The organism is Streptomyces millisiae (assembly GCF_031845425.1).
Lineage (GTDB): Bacteria > Actinomycetota > Actinomycetes > Streptomycetales > Streptomycetaceae > Streptomyces > Streptomyces millisiae.
In genome coordinates, this window is sequence record NZ_JAVREM010000052.1 from 1 (window position 1) to 26185 (window position 26185).

Below are 26185 nucleotides of genomic sequence, written 5' to 3' on the forward strand. Positions count from 1 at the left end.
CCGCCAAGCTCTCCCACGACGCCCGCACCGCCCGCGTCGAGGCCGGACTCGTCGACGACACGACCACGATCGACCTGGCTGACGGCAACCGCGCCGGAGCCGGCGACCAGCTCGTCACCCGGCGCCAAAGCACATAGTGTCGGCTCCGTGACCGTACGCAGTTACTCCTCCCTCAAGGCCCCCGCGGAGCGGACCGTGTGGACCCGCCTCACGCGGCGGGACTCGTTGGCGCGGCGGCTGGACTGGACGCTGGTCGGGTCCGCCGGGATCCTCTCCCTCATCGGCACGCTGCTGGTGTACTCCGCGACCCGCGGCCGGACCGATCTCAACAACGGCGACCCGCAGTACTTCCTGCTCCGCCACATCCTCAACCTCGCCATCGGCGTCGGCCTCGCCTCCGCCATGGTGTGGCTCGGCCACGTCCGGCTGCGGAGCGCCGCGCCCGTGCTGTACGCGGTGTCGGTGGTGATGTCGCTGGCCGTGCTGTCGCCCCTCGGCTCGACGGTGAACGGCTCCCGGAGCTGGATCCAGGTCGGCGGCGGCTTCGCGTTCCAGCCGTCCGAGCTGGTCAAGGTCGGGGTGATCCTGGCCATGGCGATGCTGCTCGCGGCGCCGGTGGAGAACGAGGCGCGGGCGCGGCCCGACACCCGGGCGGTGTTGCAGGCGCTGGGGATCGCCGCGGTGCCGGCCGTGCTGATCCTGTTGACGCCGGACGTCGGCCAGACCATGGTGATCGCCGCGATCGCGCTCGGCGCGCTGCTGGCCTCCGGCACCGGCCGGGCGTGGATCCTCGGGCTGCTCGGCCTCGGCGTGCTGGCCGCGCTCGCGGTCTGGCAGGCGGGGCTGCTCGACGAGTACCAGATCAACCGGTTCGCGGCCTTCGCCAACCCCGCTCTCGACCCGGCGGGCGTCGGCTACAACACCAACCAGGCCAGGATCGCCATCGGCTCCGGCGGCCTCACGGGCCAGGGCCTGTTCCACGGCAGCCAGACCACCGGACAGTTCGTGCCCGAGCAGCACACCGACTTCATCTTCACGGTGGCCGGCGAGGAGCTCGGCTTCGTCGGCGCCGGCCTGGTGATCCTGCTGCTCGGCGCGGTGCTGTGGCGCGGCTGCCGGATCGCGCTGCACGCCCCCGACACCTACGGGACGATCGTCGCGGTGGGGATCGTCACCTGGATCGCGTTCCAGACCTTCCAGAACATGGGTATGGCGCTCGGCATCATGCCGGTGACCGGGCTGCCGCTGCCGTTCCTCTCGTACGGCGGCTCGTCCATGTTCGCCGTCTGGATCGCCGTCGGCCTGCTGCTGGCCATCCACGTCAGGTCACGCAGCCGACTGTGATCCCCGGCTCAGCGTCGGCGGCCTCGCCGGCGGCGCCCGCCGAGGCGTCCGGTGCCGTCGAGGACCGCCGCGACGAGGCCGAGCAACGCGACTCCGGCCAGCGCCAACCACCACACTCCGTCCACCTGTGCGACGGTACCCCGCGCTGGTGATTCCGCCCACACCGCGGCACGCACAAGGCGCGGTCCGGTCCATTGCGACTTAGAGTCGTTCGAACCCCACTACGGAGGTTCCCCCTTCCATGAAGCTCACCGTCGTCGGCTGCTCGGGGTCATTCCCGTCCGCGGACTCGGCCTGTTCCTGTTACCTCATCGAGGCCGAGGGCTACCGGCTGCTCCTAGACATGGGCAATGGCGCCCTCGGCGAGCTACAGAAGTACATCGGCCTCTACGACATCGACGCGATCGCGCTCAGCCATCTCCATCCCGACCACTGCATCGACATGTGCGGCTACTTCGTGGCCCGTTACTACCGGCACGAGGGCGGCCGCTGCGACCCGGTCCCGGTCTACGGCCCGGCGGGCACCGAGCACCGGCTCACCACCGCGTACGACGACACCCCGTCCGAGAAGTCGATGAGCGAGGTCTTCGACTTCCACACACTGACCTCGGGAGACACCTTCCGCCTGGGCCCGTTCACGGTGACCGCCCGGCGCGTCACCCATCCGGTGGAGACCTACGGCTTCCGGATCGAGCACCGGGGCCGGGTCTTCTGCTACTCGGGGGACAGCGGCCGTTGCGACTCGCTCACCGGGCTCGCCACCGGCGCCGACCTCTTCCTGTGCGAGGCCTCGTTCACCGACGGCAAGGAGGACCTGCCCGAGGTGCACCTCAACGGTCGGCAGGCGGGGGAGTGCGCGCGGCGGGCCGGCGCCGAGCGGCTGGTGCTCACCCACATCCCGCCGTGGACGGACGCCCAGGTCAACCTGTGCGACGCCAAGGCCGTGTTCGAGGGCCCGGTGGAGCTGGCCCGCCCCGGCGCGGTCTACGAGGTGTGAGACGCCGTAGGCTCGCGGCATGTCACGAATCGACGGCCGCGCGGCCGATGAGCTCCGTCCCGTCCGGATCGAGCGGGGCTGGAGCAAGCACGCCGAAGGCTCCGTCCTCGTCTCCTTCGGGGACACCCGGGTGCTGTGCACCGCCAGCGTCACCGAGGGCGTGCCGCGCTGGCGGCGTGGCAGCGGCGAGGGCTGGGTGACCAGCGAGTACGCGATGCTGCCGCGCGCCACCAACACCCGGGGCGACCGGGAGTCGGTGCGTGGCAAGATCGGTGGCCGCACCCACGAGATCTCGCGGCTGATCGGCCGCTCGCTGCGGGCCGTCATCGACTTCAGGGCGCTCGGCGAGAACACCTTCGTGCTCGACTGCGACGTGCTGCAGGCCGACGGCGGCACCAGGACGGCCGCCATCACCGGCGCCTACGTGGCGCTGGCCGACGCCGTCGCCTGGGCGCAGCGCGAGAAGCTGGTCAGGGGCCGTTCCCAGCCGCTGACCGGCACGGTCGCCGCGGTCAGCGTGGGCATCGTGGGCGGGGTGCCGATGCTGGACCTCGCCTACGAGGAGGACGTGCGCGCCGAGACCGACATGAACGTGGTCTGCACCGGCGACGGCCACTTCGTCGAGGTGCAGGGCACCGCCGAGGGCAAGCCGTTCGACCGCTCCGAGCTCAACGCGCTGCTCGACCTGGCCGTCGCCGGCTGCGCCCGGCTCGACGCGGCGCAGCGTGCCGCCCTCGCCGAGGGGTAGGACCAAGGCGTGAGCGGAATTCGAGCGAAGGCGGGCGTGGTCGTCGCGGCGATCGCGGCGACGGGTTTCACGTTGGCGTGTGACGTCCAACAGGCGGTGGACTGCGCGCGGATAGCGGTCGCGGTGACCGGCAATCTCAACGATCTCCAGCAGGCGGTCGACGCGGGCGACGTGGACGCGTTCGACGCCGCGTTGGACGACCTGGACCAGAACGTGGCGGACCTGCACGGCGTCGACGGCGCGGACGCGGAGGAGGCGGCCGAGTCGGTGGCCGCCGCGGCCGAGACGATCAGGGCGTCGGGCGGGGGCGAGGGCGGGGGCCAGCTCGAGGTGGACCTGGCGCCGCTCGGGGAGGCGGTCTCGGCACTGAGCGGAGTGTGCTCGGAGTAATCCCGGCGCTCTCGTTCGGCTCCTCGAACGCATTGCAGAATCTCGAACCGATGTCTTGACGTGGCTCGAAACAGCTCCTTAACGTGTCGAATCACCCGGTTGACTGCGTAGTCAACCACCGTGCCGGCGAAGGAGCTGGTCGTGGCAGGTCGGGTCTCGATGCGGGAGATAGCCGAGCGGGCCGGCGTCTCGCAGAAGACGGTCTCGCGCGTCGTGAACGGCGAGCCCCACGTCAGCCGGGAGCTGCGGGAGCGCGTCGAGCGCGAGATCGCCCGCCTCGGCTACCTGCCGGACGCCAGCGCCCGCGCCCTCGTCACCCGCCGCTCCCGGCGGATCGGCATCCTCACCACCGACACCGGCTTCTTCGGCCCCGCCTCCGTGTTGCGGGACCTGGAGCGCGCCGCCCGGAACGCCGGCTACTTCGTCAGCGTCGTGCACGCCGACGACCGGGACCCCCAGGAGACCGCCAGGTCGGTGCGGCACCTGGTCAGCCAGGGCGTGGAGGCGCTCGCCGTCTCCGCGCCCGTGCTCGGCGTCCTCGACCAGCTGACCGGGGTGCCGGCCGGCGTTCCCGTGCTGCGCATGGAGTTCCCCGAGGGCCCCGCGCGGCCCGGCGTGATCCGGGTCGGCAGCGACGACGCGAGCAGCGCCCGGGAGGCGACGGCCCACCTGCTGGCCCTCGGCCACCGCACCGTGCATCACATCGCGGGCCCGCCCTCCTGGTCGGTGACCGCCCGTCGGATCGGCGGCTGGCGGGCCGCGCTGCGCGCCGCCGGCGCCCCCGAGCCGGCCTTCGCGCACGGCGACTGGAGCGCGGCCGCCGGCTGCCGGATCGCGCGCGAACTGCTCGCGGACGCGGACGTCACCGCGCTGTTCGTGGCCAACGACCAGATGGCCATCGGTGCCATGTACGCCGTCCAGCGCTCGGGCCGCCGGGTGCCGGAGGACGTCAGCGTGGTCGGCTTCGACGACATCCCGGAAGCCGCCTACCTCTCCGTACCGCTGACCACGGTCCGGCAGGACTTCACGGCGATGGCCGAGCAGGGCATGCGTCGCCTGGTCGCCGCCGTGACCGCCGACGGCCGCCCGCCGGGGCCGTCCGACGACGCGCTGATCCCCGGCACCTTCGTGGTCCGGGAGAGCACCGCACCACCAGCACGACCCAGCACCCGACGGGCAGCGCTGCCCGAGAACGGGGGACGACCATGACCCACCGCATCCCACCACCTCCCGGGACGATGTCCCGGCGCGGCCTGCTGCGCCTCGGCGGCGGCGTCGGCGCGGCCGCGCTGCTCGGCGGCGCGCTGAGCGGCTGCGGCCGGGCCGCCAGCGCCGAGCCCGTCACCTCGGGCTCCGTGAACCTGGCGTTCTGGACCCACGACCAGGCGTACGTCGACTTCTTCGAGACCGCCGCCGCCAACGCCGAGGCCGCCGGCGACAGCCCGTTCCGCTGGCACCTCGCCCCCACCAGGGCCGGCGCGGCGGACGTGGTGACCAAGACCATCGCGCAGGCCATCGCGGGACGTGGCACCCCGGACGTCGCGGGCCTGGAGATCGGCGCCTTCCCCCGGTTCCTGCGCGGCGAGATCGCCGCCGAGCTGCTCGAACCGCTGGAAGGCCACATCGACGCGGACGTCCGCGACGACCTGCTGCCCTCGCGCACCGCGCCGTTCACCAAGGACGGCCACCTCTACGCGCTGGACTCCGACGCGCCGCTGGTCGTCTACTACTACCGCGAGCCCGAGTTCGCCCGGGTCGGGCTGCCGACGGACCTCGCCACCTGGGACGAGCTGGCCGAGGCCGGGCGCCGCGCCCACGAGCGGCACGGCGTGGCCATCGGCGCGGTGGCGGTCGGCAGCGACCTGGGCCAGGTGGTGCAGATCTTCGACATGCTGCTGATGCAGAGTGGCGGGCGGCTCTTCGACGAGGATGGCACCCTCACCATCGAGACCCCGGAGGCCGAGCGGGCCCTCGCCTTCCTGGTCCGTGGCGTGCGGGAAGGTTTCATCACCACGGTCTCCGACTTCTACGGGCCCGGCATGCAGGCCGCCCTCAAGTCCGGCGAACTGATCGGCCAGTGGATGGCCACCTGGTACAAGATCTACGGCCTGATGCCCAATGTGCCCGAGCAGTCGGGCCAGTGGCGCATCCGGCCGCTGCCGGTCTTCTCCGACGGCGGCTCCCGCACCTCGTTCACCGGCGGCACCGGCTTCGCGGCGCTGACCGGCAAGCGGAACACGCTCGCCGGCGTCGAGCTCGTCACGTCCGCCTACCTCACCCCCGCCGAACAGATCCGCCGCTTCGTCGACCTGGGCTACCTCCCCACCCGGCGCTCCGTCTTCGACGACCCGCAGCTGCTGGAGATCGAGGACGAGTACTGCGGCGGCCAGCGCATGTTCGAGGTCTACCGCGAGGTCGTCGACGAGGCGCCGGTGTTCTACCTCAGCGCCGACAAGCCGATCCTCGACACCGTGCTCAGCGGCCACCTGCTCCGCGCCTACCACGGCGACTCCTCGCCGGCCGAGGCCCTGCGGAACGCGGCCGAGGACTTCCGCGGCCAGACCCGGAACCACGATTGAGGTGCCACCGATGACGACACTCCAGGCCACGCCACCGGCGCGCAGGCGCCGCCAGCTCGCGCCCTACGCCTTCATCGCGCCCTTCTACGTGCTGTACGCGCTGTTCATGGTCGTGCCCATCGGGGCCGCGGTCTACCTCTCCATGACCGACTGGGTGGGCCTCGGCACCCCCGAGTTCGTCGGCCTGCGGAACTTCGCCGACCTCGCCCGCGACACCAGCTTCCACAAGGCGCTCGGCAACTCCCTGATCTTCGTGCTGGTGAGCCTGTTCATCATCGTGCCGGCCGCGCTCCTCATCGCCCAGGCCCTCAACACCAGGGGACTGCGCGCCCGCGACCTGTTCCGGGTCACCTTCTTCCTCCCCATGGTGATCTCGCCCATCGTGATCGCCCTCGTCTACAGCCTGGTCTTCGACCGGCAGTACGGGCTGCTCAACTCGGTGCTGCGGGCGCTCTTCGGCGCCGGGAACACCGACTGGCTCGGCGACCCCACCATGGCCAAGGTCTCCGTCAGCTTCGTGCTGCTGTGGCGCTGGGTCGGCTACCTCACCATCTTCTTCCTCGCCGCCCTCCAGGCCGTGCCCCGCGAGCGCTACGAGGCCGCCGAACTGGACGGCGCCGGCGTGCTGCGGACCTTCTCCGCCGTCACGCTGCCCGCCATCCGGCCGGTGACCGCGTTCGTCGTGGTCACCTCGTTCATCGGCTCGGCCCAACTCTTCGACGAGCCCTACCTGATCACCGGCGGCGGCCCCGGCGAGGAGACCCTGACCGTCGCGATGTTCGTCTACCGGTCCGCCTTCGAACGCCAGCAGTTCGGCTACGCGGCCGCGGCCGGCCTCGTCCTCTTCGTCATCGTCTTCGGGGTCAGCCAGATCCTGAACCGGCTGTTCTCCATCGGGAGGATCTCATGAGCGCCGTCACCACCGCGCGCCCCGAGGCCGCCACCCAGCCCCCCGCGACCGGCAACCGCCCGATCCGGCGCTACTCCCTCACCGGCCGGATCCTGCTCTACGTCACGCTGAGCGCGCTGCTGCTGGTCTTCGTCGCGCCCATGCTGTGGGCCCTCAGCGGCTCCTTCAAGCCGCGCGGCGACCTCTTCGAGTACCCGCCGAAGCTGATCCCCTCCCCGGCCACCCTCGACAACTACCGCAACCTGCTGGACAGTCAGCCGTTCTGGAGCTGGTTCGCGATCAGCGTGATCACGGCGGCCGCCGCCACCGCCGTCGCGGTCTTCGTCTGCGCGCTCGCCGGGTTCGCCTTCGCCAAGTACCGGTTCGCCGGCAAGCGGCTGCTGTTCTCCGTGATGTTCAGCTCGCTATCGGTGCCGTTCGCGGTGATCCTGGTGCCGCTCTTCATCCTGATGGTGAAGTCCGGGCTCTCCAACCCGTGGTTCGCGCTCACCGTGCCCTGGGTGGCGCCGGCCTTCGGCATCTTCATGATGCAGCAGTACATCATCCAGTCCATCCCGGACGAGATCCTGGAGTCCGCCCGGATGGACGGCGCCAGCGAGTTCGGCATCTTCCTGCGGGTCGTACTCCCGCTGCTGCGGCCCTCGTTGGGCGCGCTGGCCGTCTGGCAGTTCCTGCAGAGCTACAACCACTTCATGTGGCCGCTGGTGCTGATCTCCGACACCGACCAGTACACCCTCCCGCTCGGCCTCAACATCCTCTTCAAGGCCGAGGCGCGCCAGTTCGACCTGGTGCTGCCCGGCGCCGTGCTGGCCTCCGTGCCGACCATCCTCGTCTTCCTGCTGCTGCGCAGGCAACTGCTCGAGGGCCTGTCCGCCGGCGCCGTCAAGGGCTGACGGCCGCCCGAACCGCGAGTCCGTAAGGAGAAGGACCCACCATGCCCAAGCTCCCCGACCGGGTGCTCTTCGGCGCCGCCTACTACCACGAGTACCAGCCGAGCCCCCGCCTCGAAGCCGACCTCGACCTGATGCGGGAGGCCCACTTCAGCGTGATCCGGGTCGGCGAGTCCGTCTGGTCCACCTGGGAGCCGGAGAACGGGGTCTTCGAACTCGACTGGCTCCAGCCGGTGTTGGACGGCGCCCAGCAGCGCGGCATCCGCGTCGTGCTGGGCACCCCCACCTACGCGGCGCCGCCCTGGCTCGCCCGCACCTACCCCGAGATCAACGCCGAGCGCCGCACCGGCCAGCCCATGGGCTGGGGCGTCCGCCAGGAGATCGACTACACCCACCCGGCCTTCCTCTTCCACGCCGAGCGGGTCATCCGCAGGATCGTCGCCCGCTACGCCGACCACCCGGCGGTCATCGGCTACCAGGTCGACAACGAGCCGGGCGCCGAGATCTTCCACAACCGCGGCGTCTTCCAACGCTTCGTCGACCACCTGCGGCACACCTACGGCTCCGTCGAGGAACTCAACGAGCGCTGGGGCCTCACCTACTGGTCCCACCGGCTCTCCACCTGGGCCGACCTGTGGACGCCCGACGCCAACGGGCAACCCCAGTACGACCTGGCCTGGCGCCGCTTCCAGGGCTCGCTCACCACCGACTTCATCGGCTGGCAGGCCGACATCGTCCGCGAGTACGCGCGCGACGACCAGTTCGTCACCACCTGCATCTCCTACCCGCGCCCCACCGTCAAGGACGACGACCTCACCCGCCGCCTCGACATCACCGCCGGCAACCCCTACTACCGGATGCAGGACTCCCTCGAACTCCCCTACACCCGCGAGACCGGCCAGGGCTGGACCACCGACGGCACCTGGGCGCTCTACCAGTCCGCCGACCGCATGTACTCCTCCCGGCAGGAGCCCTACCTCGTCACCGAGACCAACGCGCAGGCCATCGGCGCGCCCTGGATCAACGAGCCGGCCTACGACGGCCAGTGGCGCCAGGCCGCCTGGGCGCTCGTCTCACGCGGCGCCACCATGATCGAGTACTGGCACTGGCACACCCTGCACTTCGGCGCCGAGACCTACTGGGGCGGCATCCTCCCGCACAGCCAGGAACCGGGCCGCGTCTACCGGCAACTCGCCGAGCTCGGCGCTGAGTTCGAGAAGGCCGGCGAACTGGTCGCCGGCCTCACCCCGGACGCGGACGTGGCCCTCGTCTACTCCACCGACACCAAGTGGGCGCTCCAGGAGACGCCCATGCTGCCGGACGCCGACCGCGGACCCGACCGGGCCTCCTACGAGGCCGTCTTCGGCGCCTTCTACCGCGGCGCCTTCGACGCGAGTCTCGAGGCCCGCATCGTCCACACCGGCCAGCTCTTCGCCGAGGACCCCGCCGAGTACGCCACCCGCCAGCCGGTGCTGGTCGCCGCCGCGCTGCTCATCGCGAGCGACGACGAACTCCGCTGGCTGGAGCGCTACGCGGCGGCCGGCGGCCACCTGCTGCTCGGCATCCGCACCGGCTACGAGGACGAGGAGGCGCGGGCCCGCCCGGAACGCAAACCCGCCTTCCTGACCGAGGCCGCCGGCGTCTGGTACGACGAGTTCTCCACCATCGACCGGCCGCTCTCCGTGGTCGCCGCGGCCGACTCCCCGCTCCAACTCCCCGAGGACGCGCGCGCCACCCGGTGGATCGACGGCCTCCAACTCGACGGCGGCGAGTGGCTGGCCTCCTACGCCCACCCGCACTTCTCCCGCTGGCCGGCCGTCACCACCCGCGCCCACGGCGCCGGACGGGTCACCTACGTCGGCACCGTCCCCGACCCGGCCCTCGCCGCGGCGGTCCTGGCCTGGGCCGCGCCCGACCGCCCCACGGCGTGGCGCCCCGCCGCCGACACCCAGACCGTCACCGGCGCCACCGCCAAGGACGGCACCCGCCTGCGGTTCGTCCACAACTGGTCCTGGCTGCCGAGCGAGTTCACCCTGCCGGTCGCCGCGCGCGACGTCCTGACCGACGCCGACCTCCCCGCGGGCGAGACGCTCCGCCTCGGCCCCTGGGACGTCCGCGTCCTCGCCGAACGGTAACGCTGGGCGCTTGGCCTTGGCCACCGGCCCGCAGGGCCCGGCGCGGCGCAGCCGCCGCCGGGCCCTGCGGTCGTGTCGGCCTGCGGTCGTGTCGGCCTGCGGTCGTGTCGGCCTGCGGTCGTGTCGGCCTGCGGCCGTGCCGCTCGCCGCACTGACCAGGTCGGTGATGATGGCGTAGAAGCGTCGGCCGCGGCGCGCACCTTCCCGAGTGATTGACTGACGGTCATCGAGTAGGCCGGTGTTCGCGGCACCGGTCGGGAAGGCACGCTCGTGCTCAGCGAGGTCAACGACGACGGCGCCACCGCCATCGGCCTGCGGCCGGCCACCTTCGCGGACAGCGAGTACTGCTTCCAGCTGCACAAAGCCGCCATGGGCGCCTACGTCACGGCCATCTGGGGCTGGGACGAACACATCCAACGCGACTTCCACGCCCGCGCGTTCATCCCGGAGCGATGGCAGATCATCACCGCCGACGGCACGGACGCCGGCATGCTCCACGTCGAGCACCGGCCGACGGAGATCTACCTGGCGCGGATCGAGCTTCACCCCGACCACCAGGGACGCGGCATCGGCAGCCAGCTCATCCGCAGCCTCCTGCACCAGGCCCAACAGCTGGGCCGGGACCTCACCTTGGACGTCCTCGTCGTCAACCAGCGAGCCCAGGCCCTCTACCGGCGACTGGGCCTGCACGAAGTCACTCGTCACGGTGAGAACGACATCAAGATCAGGATGTCCACCAAGCCACCTCAGCCCGATCCGACCCACAGGTCTTGACGATGACTCCCGAGAAGGCGGAGGAACGCGGTGCCTTCCTGTAGTCGCGTGACTACACGGTTTGACGCGTGGGTAGGCCGTTGGCCAGGTGGGAGGTGTGGCCTCTGTGACCGGCCGCACACGCACGTTCGGAAGGGGCGTTGATGGCGCCACGCAAGGCGGAGCCGGAGCAGGCCGCTCCGGCTCGACTCACGTACATGGAAGAGCTGCGCCGACTCCGCGAGGAGGACGGAATGTCCCTGGGGGACCTGTCGGAGGCCACGACCTACGACCGGTCCTACCTCAGCAAGCTGGAGCGCGGCGAACGCCTCGGCGACTTCGACACGGCCCGACGCCTGGACGAGGTGTACGGGACGCGGCGCATGCTCCAGAACCTGTGGCTGCTGGCCAAGGACGAGGCGTACCTGGGGCGCTACCAGCAGTTCATGCGGGTGGAGGCGGAGGCGAGTGTCCGTTCCCAGTACTCGGCCAGCACCATCCCCGGTCTGCTCCAGACCGAGGAGTACGCCCGCGAGCAGCTCGGCACGGGGCTCGTCAGCCAGGACAAGCTGGAGCGGGACGTCGAGGCGAGACTGAACAGACAGGCGGTCCTCGTCCGTGAGGGCAATCCGCTGCGCCTGCGGGTCATCCTCGACGAGTCCGCGCTGCGTCGTCACCTCAAGGATCCCTCCGCCTGGAACCGCCAGCTCGAGCACCTGGTGAGGATGGCGGAGCTGCCCAACATCGTGATCCAGGTGCTGCCGTTCGGTGCCGGGTTGCAGTACCTGCTCGGCGGCTCGTTGACCCTGCTCGGCATGCCGGACGGCGTCTACGTGGCCTATCTGGAGGGCAGCACGTCGGGCGAGTTGATCGAGGAACCGGCCGAGGTCGAGCAGCACAAGCTGTTCTACGATCAGCTCAGGGACGCGGCGCTCCCGCCGGCCGAGTCCCTTGAGTTCATTCGAAACCTGCTGAAGGACTAGGAGACCATGCGATCCGTCGGCATCGTCCTGCACAGTGCGTCGTGGCGCCGGTCCAGCCACAGCAACGCCAACGGGGGGGACTGCGTCGAGGTCGCCGACGGCTTCCCTGGTGTCGTGCCGGTCCGTGACAGCAAGAACCCCGGCGCGGCGCTCGTTGTCCCGGCCGGGGCGTGGGCGGCATTCGTGGAGTCCGTCAAGAGCTGACGTGCCACCGCACGGGCGGCGGGTGGGGGAATCCCCGCCGTGGCGATAATGGGCCGCATGGAGCGACTCGTACTAGCCACCCGCAACGCCCACAAGGTGACCGAGCTGAGGGCCATCCTGGGCGCCGCAGGCGTCACCACGGAGCTCGTCGGGGCGGACGCTTTCCCCGAGGTGGAGGACGTGAAGGAGACCGGCGTCACCTTCGCCGAGAACGCGTTGCTCAAGGCCCGCGCGCTGGTCGAGGCCACCGGCCTCGCGGCCGTGGCCGACGACTCGGGCCTCTGCGTGGACGTGCTCGGCGGCGCCCCCGGCATCTTCTCGGCCCGGTGGGCCGGCCGGCACGGCGACGACCGCGCCAATCTGGAGCTGCTCCTCGCCCAGCTCGCCGACGTGCCGGACGAGCACCGGGGCGCGCACTTCGCCTGCGCCGCCGCGCTGGTGCTGCCGGACGGCACGGAGCGGGTGACCGAGGGCCGGCTGTCCGGCACCCTGCGGCGCGCGCCGGCGGGCGACGGCGGCTTCGGCTACGACCCGATCCTCCAGCCGGCGGGCGAGTCCCGCACCTGCGGGGAGCTGAGCCCGGCGGAGAAGAACGCGATCAGCCACCGCGGCCGCGCCTTCCGCGCGCTGGCGGCCGAGCTCGCGGAGCTCACGTCGCCGTCCCGGTGAGGTAGGCCGTGACCACGACGTTGGCCGAGTAACTGCCCCGCTCGCGGTCGAACGTGCCGCCGCAGGTGATCAGCCGCAGCTCGGCGTCCGTCCGCCCCGGGTCCCGCGGCCCGTAGACCCGTTCGGCGTCGAACTCGGCGCGCTCCACCACGTCCACGCCCCGCACCGTGAACTCGGCCACGGCGCCGTCGGCGCGGGTGACCAGGACCTCGGCGCCCGGTTCCACCGTGCTGAGGCTGTAGAAGACGGCCGGTTCCCGGTCGGTGTCCACGTGGCCGACCAGTACCGCGGAGCCGGCGGCGCCGGGCGTCGGCCCGGCCGCGTACCAGCCGACGAGTTCCGGGCTGCTGAACGGCGGGGGTTCGACGCCGCCGGCGGCGTCCACCCCGCGCTCCACGATGTCGGCCCGCACACCGAGCGACTCGATCTCCAGGGTGCTCGGCGGCGCGGAGCCGGACAGCGGGCTCGCGGCCGGCGGCAGCCCGGCGTCGCCGTCCGCGACCGACCAGGGGGTGCCGACGCCGCCGAGCGGCAGTCGGCCCGCCGTCACGTCCTGGGCCCACAGCCAGATGGCGAGCAGCACCAACGCCCAGGTCAGCACCGGGAACAGCCGGCCCCCGGCGCGGGTCACCGCCGGGCGCCGCGCAGCCGCCGCACCGCGAACAGCGCGCCGCCGGCCAGCAGTCCGCCGGCGAGCAGGGCCAGTCCGGCCGGCCCCGTCGGCACGCTCGCCTCGGCCGGCGCCGGCTCACCGGCGGTGCCGCCGCCACCCGCGCCCACCGGTCCCGTGGGGCGCGCCTCGGGCTGCTCAGGACCGGTGGGCCGCGGCTGCTCCGCGCCGGTGGGCTTCGGCTGGCCGCCCGGCGGGGCGGTGCCGACGACGGTCAACTCGCCGGAGAGCCGGACGCCGTCGCACTCCACCTCGACCGGGTAGCCGCCGGGCTTGAGCGTCGTAGGGACGAGCGCCTCGCCGAAGAGCTCGCCGCCCGCGGCCGGCGCCAGCCGAGCCTCGGTGACGAAGCCGTCCGAGTGGGCCGTGGCCGAGGCGCCGGCACAGCCGCGCACCCGCAGCTCGACCTCGTCGCCGGGCGCGGCCTCGGCCGGGCTCACCCGCACCTCGGCGGCCCCGGACGGCGGTTCGGGGTCCGCCGCGAGGACGGTGCCCGCGGCCACCACGGTCATGGCGGCCGCACACAGGGTGAGCTTCAGGGGAAAGGCGATGCCCATGGCAGGAACCTCCGGGTCGGTACCACGAAGGTCCCCCGCCACGCGCCTCGCCGCATCCGCAGCACACCCAGACGGGGGTCCCGCCCCCTACCGGATCAGATGCGCTCGACCAGGTCCGCGATGGAGTCCACCACCGCGGAGGGCCGGAACGGGAACCGGTCGATCTCGTCCGTCCTGGTCAGCCCGGTCAGCACCAGGAACGTCTCCATGCCCGCCTCCAGGCCGGCCAGCACGTCCGTGTCCATCCGGTCGCCGATCATCGCGCTGGTCTCCGAGTGCGCGCCGATCAGGTTGAGACCCGTGCGCATCATCAGCGGGTTGGGCTTGCCCACGAAGTACGGGTCGCGCCCGGTGGCCTTGGTGATCAGCGCCGCGACCGAACCCGTGGCCGGCAGCGCGCCCTCCGTCGAGGGCCCCGTGTGGTCCGGGTTGGTGGCGATGAACCGGGCGCCGTCGTTGATCAGCCGGATCGCCTTGGTCAGCGACTCGAAGCTGTACGTCCTGGTCTCGCCGAGCACCACGTAGTCGGGGGCGACGTCGGTCAGCACATAGCCCACGTCGTGCAGCGCCGTCGTCAGGCCGGCCTCACCGATCACGTACGCCGTGCCGCCGGGCCGCTGGTCGTCGAGGAACTGCGCCGTCGCCAGCGCCGACGTCCAGATGCTCTCCACCGGCACGTCCAGGCCCATCCTGGTCAGCCTGGCCTGGAGGTCGCGCCGGGTGTAGATCGAGTTGTTCGTCAGGACCAGGAAGGGGCGCCCCGAGTCCCGCAGCCGGCGCAGGAACAGGTCCGCGCCGGGCACCGGCACGCCCTCGTGGATCAGCACCCCGTCCATGTCGGTCAGCCAGGACTCGATCGGCTTACGCTCTGCCACGTCGGCGACTCCTTAGAGGGCGAGGTCCTTGATGAGCTTGGCGACGTGGCCGGTGGCCTTGACGTTGTACAGGGCGCGCTCGACCTTGCCGTCCGCGTCGACGATGACGGTGGAGCGGATCACGCCGGTCACGGTCTTGCCGTACAGCTTCTTCTCGCCGAACGCACCATAAGCCGTGAGCACCGCCTTGTCAGGATCGCTGACCAGCGTGACCCTCAGATCCTCCCGCTCCCGGAACTTCGCGAGCTTCTCCGGCTTGTCGGGGGAGACCCCGATCACGTCGTATCCGGCGCCGGCCAGCAGCTCCAGGTTGTCCGTGAAGTCGCACGCCTGCTTGGTGCAACCCGGCGTCAGGGCCGCCGGGTAGAAGTACACGATGACCTTCCGCCCCGCGTGGTCGGCCAGCGACACCGGGCGGCCGTCCGCGTCGGGCAGGGTGAAGGCCGGGGCCGGGTCACCCGGCTGCAGACGCACGCTCATGGCGGCTCCCTCGTGTCTCGCGTGTCTCGCCGGTCTCCCTGGCGAGCTGGTACGCCACCCAGCCTAAACGGGGGGACCGACAGGCAAGCCGCTCGCGGAGCTGACACACTGTGCCGAGCAGGCGAACGACGACGAAGGGCGGCGGCGTGACCGAGGCAGCCGGGACACCGGCGACACCGGCGGACATCGAGGCGCGGATCGCGCGGCGGCGGGAGAACCTCGCCAGGACGCTGGACGAGATCGGGGTGCGCGTGCACCCGAGCACCATCGCGGACGAGCTGCGCACCCGCGCCGCCGCCAACATCGACCGCACCGCGGGCCGCGCGCTGGAGGCCGTCAACCGTGGCGTCACGGGCGTGCGTTCGCGGTTCGTCACGGAGGACGGTGGCCCGCGTCTCGACCGCGTCGTCCCGGTGGCGCTGCTGACCGTCGCCGCGGTGGGCCTGCTGGTCGCCGCCAACCGCCGCCGCCAGCGCGGCTAGGTCCGGGCCGGGCGCCTGGTTCCCGCCGCACCCACCTGAGATACGGTCATCACGTGAGTTCTTCCGCACCGTCCCACGACAAGCTGCCCATCCGGATGCTGCACGACCGGGTGCTGGTCCGCGCAGACTCCGCCGAGGGCGAGCGCCGCTCGCTCGGCGGCATCGTGATCCCCGCGACGGCCCAGGTGGGCCGCCGCCTCGACTGGGCCGAGGTCGTCGCCGTCGGGCAGAACGTGCGGACCGTCGAGCCGGGCGACCGCGTGCTGTACGACCCGGAGGACCGGGCCGAGGTCGAGGTGCGCGGCGTCTCCTACCTGTTGATGCGCGAGCGCGACCTGCACGCCGTCGCCGCCGAGCGCCTCCAGGGCAGCGAGGACTCGACGGGCCTCTACCTGTAGCGGCCGCCAGGCCCTAGCCGACCCCCACGACCCCGATCACCGGCACCCGCACCAGGTAGGAGCCCTCGGGCAGCAGGGCCGCCGGCAGTTGCCCCGGCGTCTCCTCCGACCCGCCCGTGCCGCCGCCGCCCTCGCCGGGGCCCGGCGTGCCGGCCGGCGGCGGCGTCTCCGGCGGCGAGTCGCCACCGGGCGGCCCGGTCCGCCCCGGCTGCCGCGGCTCGGCGGGGCCGGTGGGCTCCTCCGTACCGTCCGGATCCCCCGAGCCGCCGGACTCCTCGGCCGACGGGGACTCGTCGGACCCCTCCGACTCCTCGTCCCGCTCGGCGTCCTCCGCGTCGACACCCGCCAGGTCGAAGGACCGCCTCGGCTCGCCGGCCAGCGCGTCCCGCGTGTACTGGGCCCAGATCTCGGCCGGGAACCCGCCGCCCCCGATCCGCTCCCGGCCCGCCACGCCGTACAGCTCCCGCTGCTCGCCCGACTCCGGGTCCTGCCCGAACACCGCGACCACGGTGGCCAGTTCCGGGGTGTAGCCGGCGAACCAGGCGGCCCGGTCCTCCTCCGCGGTGCCCGTCTTGCCCGCCGCGTCCCGGCCCGCCTCGCGCGCGGCCCGCCCGGTGCCGTCGCGGACCACGCCCGCCAGCATCGCCGTGGTGCCGTCCGCCGCCTCCCTGGGCACCGCGCGCTCGGCCCGCGGCTCCGGCAGCTCCACCCGCTCCCCGTTCCTGGTCACCTCGGCCACCAGCGAGACGTCCCGGTGCGTGCCGTGCGCGGCCAGCGTCGCGTACGCCTCGGCCACATCGAGCGTGCTCGGCGTCGCGGTGCCCAGCGAGATCGAGCCCTGGGCCCCGTCGATGCCCGGGGTGGTCTCCGGGACGCCGAGCGCCACCGCCGTCTCGCGCACCCGCTCCGGGCCGACGTCGGCGCCCATCTGCGCGAAGACCGCGTTCACCGAGCGGTCCATCGCCTCGGCGACGGTCAGCTCGCCGAAGTCCTCGCCGTTCTCGTTCTCCGGCGCCCAGCCGCTGCCCTCGCCCTCCCGGTCGACGACCTCCCGGCCGCTGTCCCCCTCGTACTCGGTGTCCGGCCCGATCCGCCGGCCGTCCACGGTCCGCGCCCGGTGCCGCAGCGCCGCCGTGTAGACGAACGGCTTGAAGGTGGAGGCCGCCTGGTAGTCGCGGCGCGTCGCGTTGTTGACGAACTGCTCGGTGTAGTCCCGGCCGCCGTACATCGCCACCACCCGGCCGGACGCCACGTCGACCGAGGTCGCCCCGACCCGGGCGTAGGAGTCCGGCGGCTCGTCGGCCGAGAGCCGGTCGAGCAGCCGCTCGTCGACGGCCCTGGTCAGCGCGCGCTGCCGCGCCGGCTCGATGGTGGTGGTGATCCGGTAGCCGCCCCTGGCCAGCTCCTCCTCGCTCACCACACCCGCGTCCGCCAGGTACTGCCGCACGGCCTCCACCAGGTAGCCGCGCTCCCCCGACAGGCTGTCGGCCGGCCTGAACTCGCGCGGCTCGGGGAAGGTCAGCCGCTCCCGCCGCTCGCGCGTCAGCCAGCCCTCCGAGACCATCCCGTCCAGCACGTACTCCCAACGGGCCACCGCCCGCGGCTCGTTGTCCGGGTTGGCGCGCACGTCGTAGGCGCTCGGCGCGTTGAGCAACACGGCCAGATACGCGCCCTCCGCCGTGTCGAGCTCCGCCACGTCCTTGTCGTAGTAGGCGCGGGCGGCGGCCTGCACCCCGTAGGCGTTGCGCCCGAAGTAGCTGGTGTTGAGGTAGCCCTCCAGGATCTCGTCCTTGTCGACCTCGCGCCCCAGCTTCACCGCGATGATCAGCTCCTTCACCTTGCGGCTCACGGTCTGCCGCTGGTCCAGGTAGTAGTTCTTCACGTACTGCTGGGTGATGGTCGAGCCCGACTGCTTCTCGCCGCCGCGCGCCATGTTCCACGCCGCCCTGACCATCGCCGTCACGTCCACGGCCGGATCCTCGTAGAAGTCGCGGTCCTCGGCCGCCAGGACGGCGTGCCTGACGGTCTCCGGCACCCGCGAGAGATCCACGCTCTCCCGGTTGACCTCACCGGCCACCGCCAGCTGCGAACCGTCCGCGTAGCGGTAGACGTTGGCCTCGGCGGCCGCCGCCGACCTGGGCTCCGGGATGTCCACCAGCAGGTAGGCGGCGACCAGGGCACCCGAACCGCCCAGCACGCACAGCGTGGTGCCCGCGAACACCATCCGCCAGGTGGGCAGCAGCCGCCGCAGCCCGTGCCTGCGCGGCCGCGCCCGCCGCCGCGGCCGCCCGCGCGCCGCGCGACCACCGGGCCCCTCGCCCGTCTCGCCGTCGCTCATCGGCTCACCTGGCCCCGGCCCGGGCCTCGTCCCCGCGCATCGGCCGATCGGGGTGTCCTCGTCTCATACCCGACCGTCTAGGGCAACCGCGCGCCCGCGACGCCGAGACCCGGCCCGCCGGTCACCCGGTCGGCCCCGCCGCCTCACCCGTAGGAGCGGCCCACGAGGACGCTCAGAGCGCCTGCTCCGCGGTGTCCGGCACCAGGTCCCGCAACGACACGGCGCGGGCCATCGCCACATAGCCGGCGTCGCTCGGGTGCAGCCCGTCGCCCGAGTCGTGCAGCGGCAGCAGCGACTGCGGACGGGCCGGATCGCGCAGCGCCGCGTCGAAGTCGAGCACCGCGTCGAACACGCCGCCCGCCCTGATCTCCGCGTTCACCAGCTGCCGCACCCGCTCCCGCTCCGGCGTGTAGGTGTGGTGGCCGCCGAACGGCGCCAGCGTGGCCCCCACCACCCACAGGCCCGCCTCGTGCGCCTCGGCGGTCACCTGGCGCATCGCCGCCACGATGGCCGCCGGGTCGGTCTGCTGCGGCGCGGCGGTGATGTCGTTGATGCCCAACTGGAGCACCACCGTGCGCAGCCCCGCCTGCCGCAGCACGTCGAGACCGAGCCGGCGCAGCCCGCTCGCGCCGTTGTACTGCCGGGTCAGGTCGCCGTCGAGCAGCAGCCGGTTGCCGCTGATGCCCTGGTTGAGCACGGCCAGCCGCGGCGCGTCCCGCTCGGTGCGCAGCCGCTCGGCCAGCAGGTCCGTCCAGCGGCGGTTGGCCCCGACCGTCGAGGTGATGCCGTCCGTCAGGGAGTCGCCGAGCACCGCGACCGAGCCCTCGGCCCCCGGGCTCAGCACCTGCACCGAGCTGACGTACCGCCACACCTCGGCGACCCCGGTGAACGCCGCGCCCGACTCCTCGCCCGCCGCGTCCCCCGCCGCCACGTAGCTGATCTGCTGCGCCATCCGGTGGTAGGTCACGGACCCCGAGGGATCCGGCGCGTACACCGTCACCAGCAGGTCGGAACCGGCCGCCACCTCGAGACGCACCGGATCGCTCAGCACCCGCTCACCCGGCGGCACCAGCACCGAGGTGCCCTCGCCGAACGTCAGCCGCCGCATGCTCCCGGCCACCGCGCCGGGGCCGCCGCCCGCCGACAGCGCCACCGTCACGTTGGTGAACCTGACCGGACGGCCGCCGTACTGGTTGGACAGCTCGACGCGCACGCTGCCGCCGCCCACCGAGGTGTGCACCACGTTCCGCAGGGACTGGTCGGGCAGGCCCGCCTCGGTGCCCGGCTCGGGGCCGGTGGGCGCGGCGGACCAGGTGCCCACCCACTCCGCGCCGGCCGCCGGCGTCACGCTCCGGGTCGGGTGAGGGTCGGCCATGACCTTCTCGAGACGCTCCCCGGCGCGCTCCCCGGCGCCCGACGCCTCCTGCCCCGTGCCCACCGCGACCAGCACCCCGAGCACCACGGCCATCAGCCCCGCCAGCAGGCCGAACACCCGCCGTCCACTCACCACTCCCACCCGCTCATGATCCCACGGTCGGAGCACCCCGGCTCACCCACCCGGGTGAGGGACCGGTCACGCGCGGAAACCGGCGCGGTTGCCGGGACAATGTACGAATGACTCCGACGGACCTGGACAGTGGCGGCACCCGGCCCGGCGACGCCCTCTCACCGGGCGACGAGGCGCGGCTGCGGGGCCTGCGGCGGATGAAGGCGGTGGCCACCGGGCTGCTGCTCCTGGTCGCCGCCGTCTACGGCCTCGCCACCTGGGCCGAGCACGCGGGCGCCGGCGGCTGGGCCGGCTACGTGGCCTCCGCCGCCGAGGCCGGCATGGTCGGCGCGCTGGCGGACTGGTTCGCCGTCACCGCCCTCTTCAGACACCCGCTGGGCCTGCCCATCCCGCACACCGCGATCATCCCCACCAGGAAGGACCAACTCGGCGAGTCCCTCGGCGACTTCGTCGGCGAGAACTTCCTCGCCGAGGACGTGGTCAGGGCCCGGCTGCGCGCCATCGGCCTGGCCGGCCGGCTCGGCGCCTGGCTCGCCAGGCCGGAGAACGCCGACCGCGTCACCGCCGAGCTCGCCACCGGGGTGCGCGGCGGCCTCACCGTGCTGCGCGACGCCGACGTGCAGGCGGTGATAGGCGAGGCCATCACCCGCCGGGCCGACGCGGTGGAGATCTCGCCCGGCCTCGGCCGCGTCCTGGAACGCGTCATCGCGGACGGCGGCCACCACCGCGCCGTCGACCTGCTGTGCACCCAGGCACACGACTGGCTGGTCAAGCACCGCGACTCCGTGCTCGCCGCCGTCGAGGGCGGCGCCCCCGGCTGGACCCCCCGCTTCGTCGACCGCCGCGTCGGCGACCGCGTCTACCGCGAACTCCTGCGCTTCGCCGCCGAGATGCGCGACTCCCCGGAACACCCGGCCCGCGCCGCCCTCGACCGCTTCCTCACCGACTTCGCGCGGCAGCTCAGGACGGACGAGGAGACCAGGGCCAGGGTGGAGCGGCTGAAGGCCGACCTGCTGCACCGCCCCGAGATCCAGGAACTCATCGCCTCGGCCTGGGACACCGTGCGCGCCATGATCCTCTCCGCCGCCGAGGACGAGCGCAGCGCCCTGCGCCTGCGCGCCCGCGCCGCGATCCTCTCCCTCGGCACCCGCCTGACCACCGAGGAACGGCTGCGCGCCAAGCTGGACGGCTGGGTGACCGACGCGACCGTCCACGTGGTCTCCGGCTACCGCAAGGAGATCACCGCGCTCATCACCGACACGGTGGCCTCCTGGGACGCCCGCACCACCTCCCGCAAGATCGAACTCCACATCGGCCGCGACCTCCAGTTCATCCGCCTCAACGGCACGATCATCGGCGCCCTGGCCGGCCTCGCCATCCACACGCTGACCCGCCTCGCCGGGTGGTGAAGCGGCTAGGATGGCTGACAGCGAGCGGCCGTGATGGAACTGGCAGTCATGCTGGGTTTAGGTCCCAGTGCGCTCACGCGCGTGAGGGTTCGAATCCCTCCGGCCGCACCACGACGGGGCAGGTCTCGTCCTTCCCGAATCCCTGTCATTCCATCGGCGGGCGGGTGCCGTTGCGCGGCGGCGCCGTGCTCTCGCGGCGTACGAGCCAGGTCGGCACGAGCGTGGTGCCCCGTTCCGTCGTGTCGGCCCGCATTTGGCGCAGCACGCCCTCCACACAGCGGCGGCCGACCTCCGCGAAGTCCTGGTGGATGGTGGTGAGCGGCGGCATGAAGGAGCCGGCCTCCGGGATGTCGTCGAAGCCGACGACGCTGACGTCGCCCGGCACGGAGCGGCCCTTCTCGTGCAGCGCCCGCAGCAGGCCGAGCGCCATCTGGTCGTTGGCGGTGAAGACGGCGGTGCAGTCCGGCTCTTCGGCCAGCCGGAGGCCGGCCAGGTAGCCGGACTCGGCCGACCAGTCGCCGCGTACCAGGGGTGGGACGGGGCGGCCGGCGTCGGTGAGAGTGGCGCGCCAGGCGGCGGCGCGGCGTTGGGCGGCGAAGGACTCCTCGGGGCCGGCCAGGTGCCAGACGGTGTGGTGGCCGAGGTCGAGCAGGTGGCGCACGGCCTCGCGGGTGCCGCCCGCCTGGTCGGTGTCGACGACGCTGTAGCGGTCGCCGGCGTCCGAATCGGCCACCACCACCTGGACGTTGGGCGGCAGCGAGACGGTCGCCGCGTCCAGCAGGTGGACCTCCATGATCACGATGATCGCGTCCACGGCGAGCTCGCCGAGGCGGGTGAAGGCGCCGCGGACGCCGTCCTGGGTGGGGACGGCCACCGGCAACAGCGTGGTGGCGTAGCCCTCTTCGGCCGCGGAGGCGGAGATCGCCTCCAGGGTGCGGACGTTGCCGGTGGTGGAGAGGGTGAAGAGGATGATCCCGATGGTGCGGAACTCGCCGCGCTTCAGGGCGCGCGCCGCGCTGTTGGGGCGGTAGCCGAGCTCCTTCATGGCGGCGAGCACCTGTTGGCGGGTGGCCTCGACCACGCCGGGGTGGCCGTTGGCGACCCGGGAGACGGTCTGCGAGGAGACCCCGGCGAGCCGTGCGACGTCGGCCATGGACACTCGCCGCCTTCTGACCTGCATCAGCCGTCCTTCCCGTCCGCGCTGCTGGCGTTCATCGTGCCATGCTGTGCGAGTCTGCGCGTCTCTGTTTGATTACGTAGCTCTCATCGGGTCCCTCAACCCTTGACGCTCCCCAGGGGGCAGTGTAAACATCACGCGAAATCGATGTTTACGTAAACATACTGGGCGTACATATCCGCACACGTCCCGATGTTTACGCAAACACCGTCGCGCGGACACCCGGACGAGCAGCGAGGAAGAATCCATGACAACGTTGTCGCCGCCGGCCACGGCGGGACGCGCCGCGCCCCGGCGCCCGGGGCGCCGGGCCCAGCGCAGGCGCTCCTGGATCGGTTGGGGCTTCGTCGGCCCCTTCATGGCCGTCTTCGCCCTCGTCTTCCTGGCCCCGATCGCCTACTCGATCTATCTGAGCCTCTACCGCGACCAACTCGTCGGCGGCAACAGCTTCGTGGGCCTGGACAACTACCAGCGGGCGCTGGAGGACCCGCAGTTCTGGGACTCGCTCGCCCGGGTCAGCCTGTTCCTGGTCGTCCAGGTGCCGATCATGCTGTTCATAGCCCTGCTGGTCGCCCTGGCCCTGGACAGCGGCCGCCTCTACGGCAGGAACTTCTTCCGCATCGCGATCTTCCTGCCCTACGCCGTCCCCGCCGTGGTGGCCACGCTGATGTGGAGCTTCATGTACGGCTCCCGCTTCGGCCTGGTCGGCAACATCGAGGACGCCTTCGGGGTCTCGCTGCCCGACCCGCTCTCGCCCGACCTGGTGCTGGCCGCCATCGGCAACATCGTCACCTGGGAGTTCGTCGGCTACAACATGCTGATCTTCTACTCGGCGCTGCGGGTGATCCCCAACTCCCTCTACGAGGCGGCCGAGATCGACGGCGCCAGCCAGCTGCGGGTGATCACCGCGATCAAGCTGCCCGCCATCCGCGGCGCCCTGGTCATCGCGACGATCTTCTCGATCATCGGCACCTTCCAGCTGTTCAACGAGCCCAGCATCCTGCAGAACCTGGTGCCCAACGCGATCACCACCGACTTCACGCCCAACCTGTTCACCTACTCGCTGGCCTTCTCCGGACGGCAGCACAACTACGCGGCGACGGTCGCGATCGTCATGGGCCTGGTGACCATGGTCATCGCCTATGTCGTGCAGCTCCGCGGCATGCGAAAGGAAGCGTGATCCGGCGATGAGCGCCCCCGCCACCACCGTCTCCCCGTCCCGCGACGGCGCCTCCCGCCGCGCCACCCCGGTCCGGCTCAGGACGCGGCGGTACAGCCGCGACCGGCCGCGGCGCAGCCTGCTGCTCACGCTGCTGACCGGCCTCGTGCTGCTCTACACGCTGGTGCCGCTGGCCTGGCTGCTGTTCAACTCGACCAAGACCCAGGCCGGGCTCTTCGACTCCTTCGGCCTCTGGTTCGACGGCGACTTCGCGCTGTTCGGCAACATCGCCGACACCTTCACCTACGACGACGGCGTCTTCGCGCGGTGGCTGCTGAACACCGTGCTGTACGTCGTGGTCGGCGCGGGCGGCGCGACCCTCCTCGCGGTGCTCGGCGGCTACGCGCTGGCCAAGCACGACTTCCCTGGCAAGCGTGGGGTGTTCGCCGTCATCATCGGCGCCGTCGCCGTGCCCGGCACGGCGCTCGCCGTCCCCACCTTCCTGATGTTCAGCGAGATGGGGCTCACCAACACCCCCTGGGCCGTGATCATCCCGTCCCTGATCTCGCCCTTCGGCCTCTACCTGATGTGGGTGTTCGCCGCCGAGGCCATCCCTACCGAGCTGATGGAGGCGGCCAGGATCGACGGCGCCGGCGAGCTGCGCACCTTCTTCCAGGTGGCGCTGCCGCTGCTGGCCCCCGGCATCGTCACGGTGCTGCTGTTCACCATGGTCGCGACCTGGAACAACTACTTCCTGCCGCTGATCATGATCAAGGACCCGGACTGGTACCCGCTGACCGTCGGCCTCAACTCCTGGAACGCCCAGGCGATCACGGCCGGCGGCGAGGTCGTCTACAACCTGGTGATCACCGGCTCGCTGCTCACCATCCTGCCGCTGATCGCCGCGTTCCTCCTGCTCCAGCGCTACTGGCAGTCGGGTCTGGCCGCCGGCAGCGTCAAGGAGTGACCCCGGCGGGCCCCGGCCCCGCGCCGCGTGGCCCCGCCGGTTTCCCCGTCCCTACGACCCCTGGCCCCCTCCCCTTTCTCCACCCTCCGGGTCTGACAACGAAGTGAGAGACCACGATGACCAGCACCAAGCGTCCCCTGCGGCGCGGCGCCGCCCTCGCCGGCGTGCTCGCGATCGCCACCCTCGGACTGACCGCCTGCGGCTCCGATGACGACGGCGGTTCCGGCGGCGGCTCCTCGCCCGACGACGTCCAGGCGGCCCTCGAGGAGGGCGGCGAGATAACCGTCTGGGCCTGGGAGCCCACCCTCACGCAGGTCGTCGAGGACTTCGAGGCGGCCTACCCCAACGTGACGGTCAACCTGGTCAACTCGGGCACCGGCAACGACGCGTACACCGCGCTCAGCAACGCCATGGAGGCCGGCAGCGGGGTGCCCGACGTGGCGCAGATCGAGTACTACGCGCTCGGGCAGTACGCGATCGGCGAGACCCTCACCGACCTGAGCTCCTTCGGCGCCTCGGAGTTGGAGGGGACCTACTCTCCCGGCCCCTGGAACGCGGTGCACGCGGGCACCGAGGGCATCTACGGCCTGCCCATGGACTCGGGCCCGATGGCGCTCTTCTACAACCAGGACGTCTTCGACGAGTACGGCGTCGAGGTGCCCACCACCTGGGACGAGTACGTCGAGGCGGCGCGCGCCCTGCACGAGGCGAACCCGGACGTCTACATCACCAGCGACATGGGCGACGCCGGCATGACCACCAGCCTCATCTGGCAGGCCGGCGGCCAGCCCTACACCGTCGACGGCACCAACGTCGGCATCGACTTCACCGACGCGGGCTCGACCCAGTACGCCGAGACCTGGCAGCAGCTGATCGACGAGGACCTGGTCGCGCCGGTCAACGGCTGGACCGACGAGTGGTACCAGGGCCTGTCCGACGGCACCATCGCCACCCTGGCCACCGGCGCCTGGATGCCCGCCAACTTCGAGTCCGGCGTGCCCGGCGCCTCCGGCTCCTGGCGGGTCGCCCCGCTGCCGCAGTGGGAGGAGGGCGCCAACGCCAGCGCCGAGAACGGCGGCAGCTCGCTCGCCGTCCCCGCCGCCAGCTCCCAGCAGGAACTCGCGTACGCCTTCATCGAGTACGCCAACGCCGGTGACGGCGTCGGGACCCGTCTGGAGGCCGGTGCCTTCCCGGCCACCGTGGCCGACCTGGAGTCCGAGGAGTTCCTGAGCACCGAGTTCGAGTACTTCGGCGGCCAGCAGGCCAACGAGATCTTCGCCGAGTCGGCCGCCAACGTGGTGGATGGCTGGACGTACCTGCCGTACCAGGTCTACGCCAACTCGATCTTCAACGACACCGCGGGCCAGGCGTATGTCTCGGACATCCCGCTGAGCCAGGGCCTCGCGGACTGGCAGGAGCGCTCCATCCAGTACGGCACGGAGCAGGGCTTCACGATCACCGACTGACGCCCGGGCCACAGGGCCCTCGTCACACCACGGGGCCGGCCGCCGTCGCCGCGGCCGGCCCCGCACCCACGAGCTTCCACGCCGCGCCGCCTGAAGGA

At 72.1% G+C, this 26185-nt stretch carries 26 protein-coding genes and 1 tRNA gene; 20 read left to right on the top strand and 7 right to left on the bottom strand.

What is annotated here, in order from left to right; translation table 11 throughout:
* The first annotated feature begins 147 nt into the window (after positions 1–147).
* From rodA to rdgB, 13 genes are all read left to right on the top strand, one after another.
* The gene (gene rodA / locus RNC47_RS27030) at positions 148–1344 is read left to right on the top strand and encodes a rod shape-determining protein RodA (RefSeq protein ID WP_311602365.1); all 1197 of its coding nucleotides are present in this window, start codon (positions 148–150) and stop codon (positions 1342–1344) included.
* A 241-nt stretch (positions 1345–1585) separates the two neighbouring features.
* Positions 1586–2341: an MBL fold metallo-hydrolase gene (locus RNC47_RS27040; protein WP_311602366.1), complete on the top strand. Its 756-nt coding sequence runs from the start codon at positions 1586–1588 to the stop codon at positions 2339–2341.
* Positions 2342–2360: 19 nt separating this feature from the next.
* Positions 2361–3089, top strand: a complete 729-nt coding sequence (gene rph, locus RNC47_RS27045; protein ID WP_311602367.1) for a ribonuclease PH — start codon at positions 2361–2363, stop codon at positions 3087–3089.
* Positions 3090–3098: 9 nt separating this feature from the next.
* Positions 3099–3479 (top strand): hypothetical protein, encoded by a 381-nt coding sequence (locus RNC47_RS27050; protein WP_311602368.1) that lies wholly within the window; start codon positions 3099–3101, stop codon positions 3477–3479.
* A gap of 141 nt (positions 3480–3620) precedes the next feature.
* Positions 3621–4688 carry a LacI family DNA-binding transcriptional regulator gene (locus RNC47_RS27055; protein WP_311602370.1) on the top strand — a complete coding sequence of 356 codons (1068 nt, stop codon included), beginning with the start codon at positions 3621–3623 and terminating at the stop codon, positions 4686–4688.
* Positions 4685–6058, top strand: coding sequence for an ABC transporter substrate-binding protein (locus tag RNC47_RS27060; protein WP_311602371.1), 1374 nt, complete (start codon positions 4685–4687; stop codon positions 6056–6058). Before RNC47_RS27055 ends, RNC47_RS27060 begins: the two co-directional genes overlap by 4 nt.
* 10 nt (positions 6059–6068) lie before the next feature.
* Positions 6069–6968 (top strand): carbohydrate ABC transporter permease, encoded by a 900-nt coding sequence (locus RNC47_RS27065; protein WP_311602373.1) that lies wholly within the window; start codon positions 6069–6071, stop codon positions 6966–6968.
* Positions 6965–7861: a carbohydrate ABC transporter permease gene (locus tag RNC47_RS27070; protein ID WP_311602375.1), complete on the top strand. Its 897-nt coding sequence runs from the start codon at positions 6965–6967 to the stop codon at positions 7859–7861. The genes RNC47_RS27065 and RNC47_RS27070 overlap by 4 nt, the downstream gene beginning before the upstream one ends.
* A gap of 41 nt (positions 7862–7902) precedes the next feature.
* Complete coding sequence (locus RNC47_RS27075; RefSeq protein WP_311602376.1) at positions 7903–9993, top strand: beta-galactosidase; 2091 nt, start codon at positions 7903–7905, stop codon at positions 9991–9993.
* 270 nt (positions 9994–10263) lie between these two features.
* A complete protein-coding gene (locus RNC47_RS27080) occupies positions 10264–10767 on the top strand; it encodes a GNAT family N-acetyltransferase (RefSeq protein ID WP_311602377.1) in 504 nt (167 codons plus the stop codon).
* 197 nt (positions 10768–10964) lie between these two features.
* Positions 10965–11729: a helix-turn-helix domain-containing protein gene (locus RNC47_RS27085; RefSeq protein ID WP_311602378.1), complete on the top strand. Its 765-nt coding sequence runs from the start codon at positions 10965–10967 to the stop codon at positions 11727–11729.
* Positions 11730–11735: 6 nt separating this feature from the next.
* On the top strand, positions 11736–11933 hold the full coding sequence (locus RNC47_RS27090) for a DUF397 domain-containing protein (RefSeq protein ID WP_311602379.1): 198 nt from the start codon (positions 11736–11738) through the stop codon (positions 11931–11933).
* Positions 11934–11990: 57 nt separating this feature from the next.
* Entirely contained in the window at positions 11991–12602 is a 612-nt protein-coding gene (rdgB, locus tag RNC47_RS27095) for an RdgB/HAM1 family non-canonical purine NTP pyrophosphatase (protein WP_311602380.1), read from the top strand.
* On the opposite strand, the gene RNC47_RS27100 is transcribed toward rdgB, so the two are convergent.
* The 4 genes from RNC47_RS27100 to bcp form a co-directional block, all read right to left on the bottom strand.
* Positions 12583–13233, bottom strand: a complete 651-nt coding sequence (locus RNC47_RS27100) for a class F sortase (protein WP_311602382.1) — start codon at positions 13231–13233, stop codon at positions 12583–12585. The genes rdgB and RNC47_RS27100 overlap by 20 nt on opposite strands.
* A complete protein-coding gene (locus tag RNC47_RS27105; RefSeq protein WP_311602383.1) occupies positions 13230–13829 on the bottom strand; it encodes a hypothetical protein in 600 nt (199 codons plus the stop codon). The genes RNC47_RS27100 and RNC47_RS27105 overlap by 4 nt, the downstream gene beginning before the upstream one ends.
* Before the next feature lie 95 nt (positions 13830–13924).
* Positions 13925–14704: an HAD-IIA family hydrolase gene (locus tag RNC47_RS27110; protein ID WP_311602385.1), complete on the bottom strand. Its 780-nt coding sequence runs from the start codon at positions 14702–14704 to the stop codon at positions 13925–13927.
* Positions 14705–14716: 12 nt separating this feature from the next.
* Positions 14717–15184 (bottom strand): thioredoxin-dependent thiol peroxidase, encoded by a 468-nt coding sequence (bcp, locus tag RNC47_RS27115; protein ID WP_311602386.1) that lies wholly within the window; start codon positions 15182–15184, stop codon positions 14717–14719.
* A gap of 146 nt (positions 15185–15330) precedes the next feature.
* Between bcp and RNC47_RS27120 the strand changes: the two genes are divergently transcribed.
* The gene (locus RNC47_RS27120) at positions 15331–15666 is read left to right on the top strand and encodes a DUF3618 domain-containing protein (RefSeq protein WP_311602388.1); all 336 of its coding nucleotides are present in this window, start codon (positions 15331–15333) and stop codon (positions 15664–15666) included.
* A gap of 95 nt (positions 15667–15761) precedes the next feature.
* Positions 15762–16064 (top strand): GroES family chaperonin, encoded by a 303-nt coding sequence (locus tag RNC47_RS27125; protein ID WP_311602427.1) that lies wholly within the window; start codon positions 15762–15764, stop codon positions 16062–16064.
* Positions 16065–16077: 13 nt separating this feature from the next.
* Here the strand turns inward: RNC47_RS27125 and RNC47_RS27130 are convergent, their stop codons facing one another.
* Positions 16078–18402, bottom strand: a complete 2325-nt coding sequence (locus tag RNC47_RS27130) for a transglycosylase domain-containing protein (protein ID WP_311602390.1) — start codon at positions 18400–18402, stop codon at positions 16078–16080.
* Positions 18403–18574: 172 nt separating this feature from the next.
* A complete protein-coding gene (locus tag RNC47_RS27135) occupies positions 18575–19918 on the bottom strand; it encodes an SGNH/GDSL hydrolase family protein (RefSeq protein WP_311602392.1) in 1344 nt (447 codons plus the stop codon).
* A gap of 98 nt (positions 19919–20016) precedes the next feature.
* Between RNC47_RS27135 and RNC47_RS27140 the strand changes: the two genes are divergently transcribed.
* Both RNC47_RS27140 and RNC47_RS27145 read left to right on the top strand, forming a co-directional pair.
* Positions 20017–21318, top strand: a complete 1302-nt coding sequence (locus tag RNC47_RS27140) for a DUF445 domain-containing protein (RefSeq protein WP_311602394.1) — start codon at positions 20017–20019, stop codon at positions 21316–21318.
* 24 nt (positions 21319–21342) lie between these two features.
* A tRNA-Leu gene (locus RNC47_RS27145) sits at positions 21343–21429 on the top strand.
* Positions 21430–21463: 34 nt separating this feature from the next.
* Here the strand turns inward: RNC47_RS27145 and RNC47_RS27150 are convergent.
* A complete protein-coding gene (locus RNC47_RS27150; RefSeq protein WP_394814891.1) occupies positions 21464–22471 on the bottom strand; it encodes a LacI family DNA-binding transcriptional regulator in 1008 nt (335 codons plus the stop codon).
* 271 nt (positions 22472–22742) lie between these two features.
* On the opposite strand from RNC47_RS27150, the gene RNC47_RS27155 reads away from it, so the two are divergent.
* From RNC47_RS27155 to RNC47_RS27165, 3 genes are all read left to right on the top strand, one after another.
* Positions 22743–23675 carry a carbohydrate ABC transporter permease gene (locus RNC47_RS27155; protein ID WP_311602398.1) on the top strand — a complete coding sequence of 311 codons (933 nt, stop codon included), beginning with the start codon at positions 22743–22745 and terminating at the stop codon, positions 23673–23675.
* A gap of 7 nt (positions 23676–23682) precedes the next feature.
* Positions 23683–24621: a carbohydrate ABC transporter permease gene (locus RNC47_RS27160; protein WP_311602400.1), complete on the top strand. Its 939-nt coding sequence runs from the start codon at positions 23683–23685 to the stop codon at positions 24619–24621.
* A gap of 116 nt (positions 24622–24737) precedes the next feature.
* Complete coding sequence (locus RNC47_RS27165) at positions 24738–26087, top strand: ABC transporter substrate-binding protein (protein ID WP_311602402.1); 1350 nt, start codon at positions 24738–24740, stop codon at positions 26085–26087.
* The last annotated feature ends 98 nt before the right edge of the window (positions 26088–26185 follow it).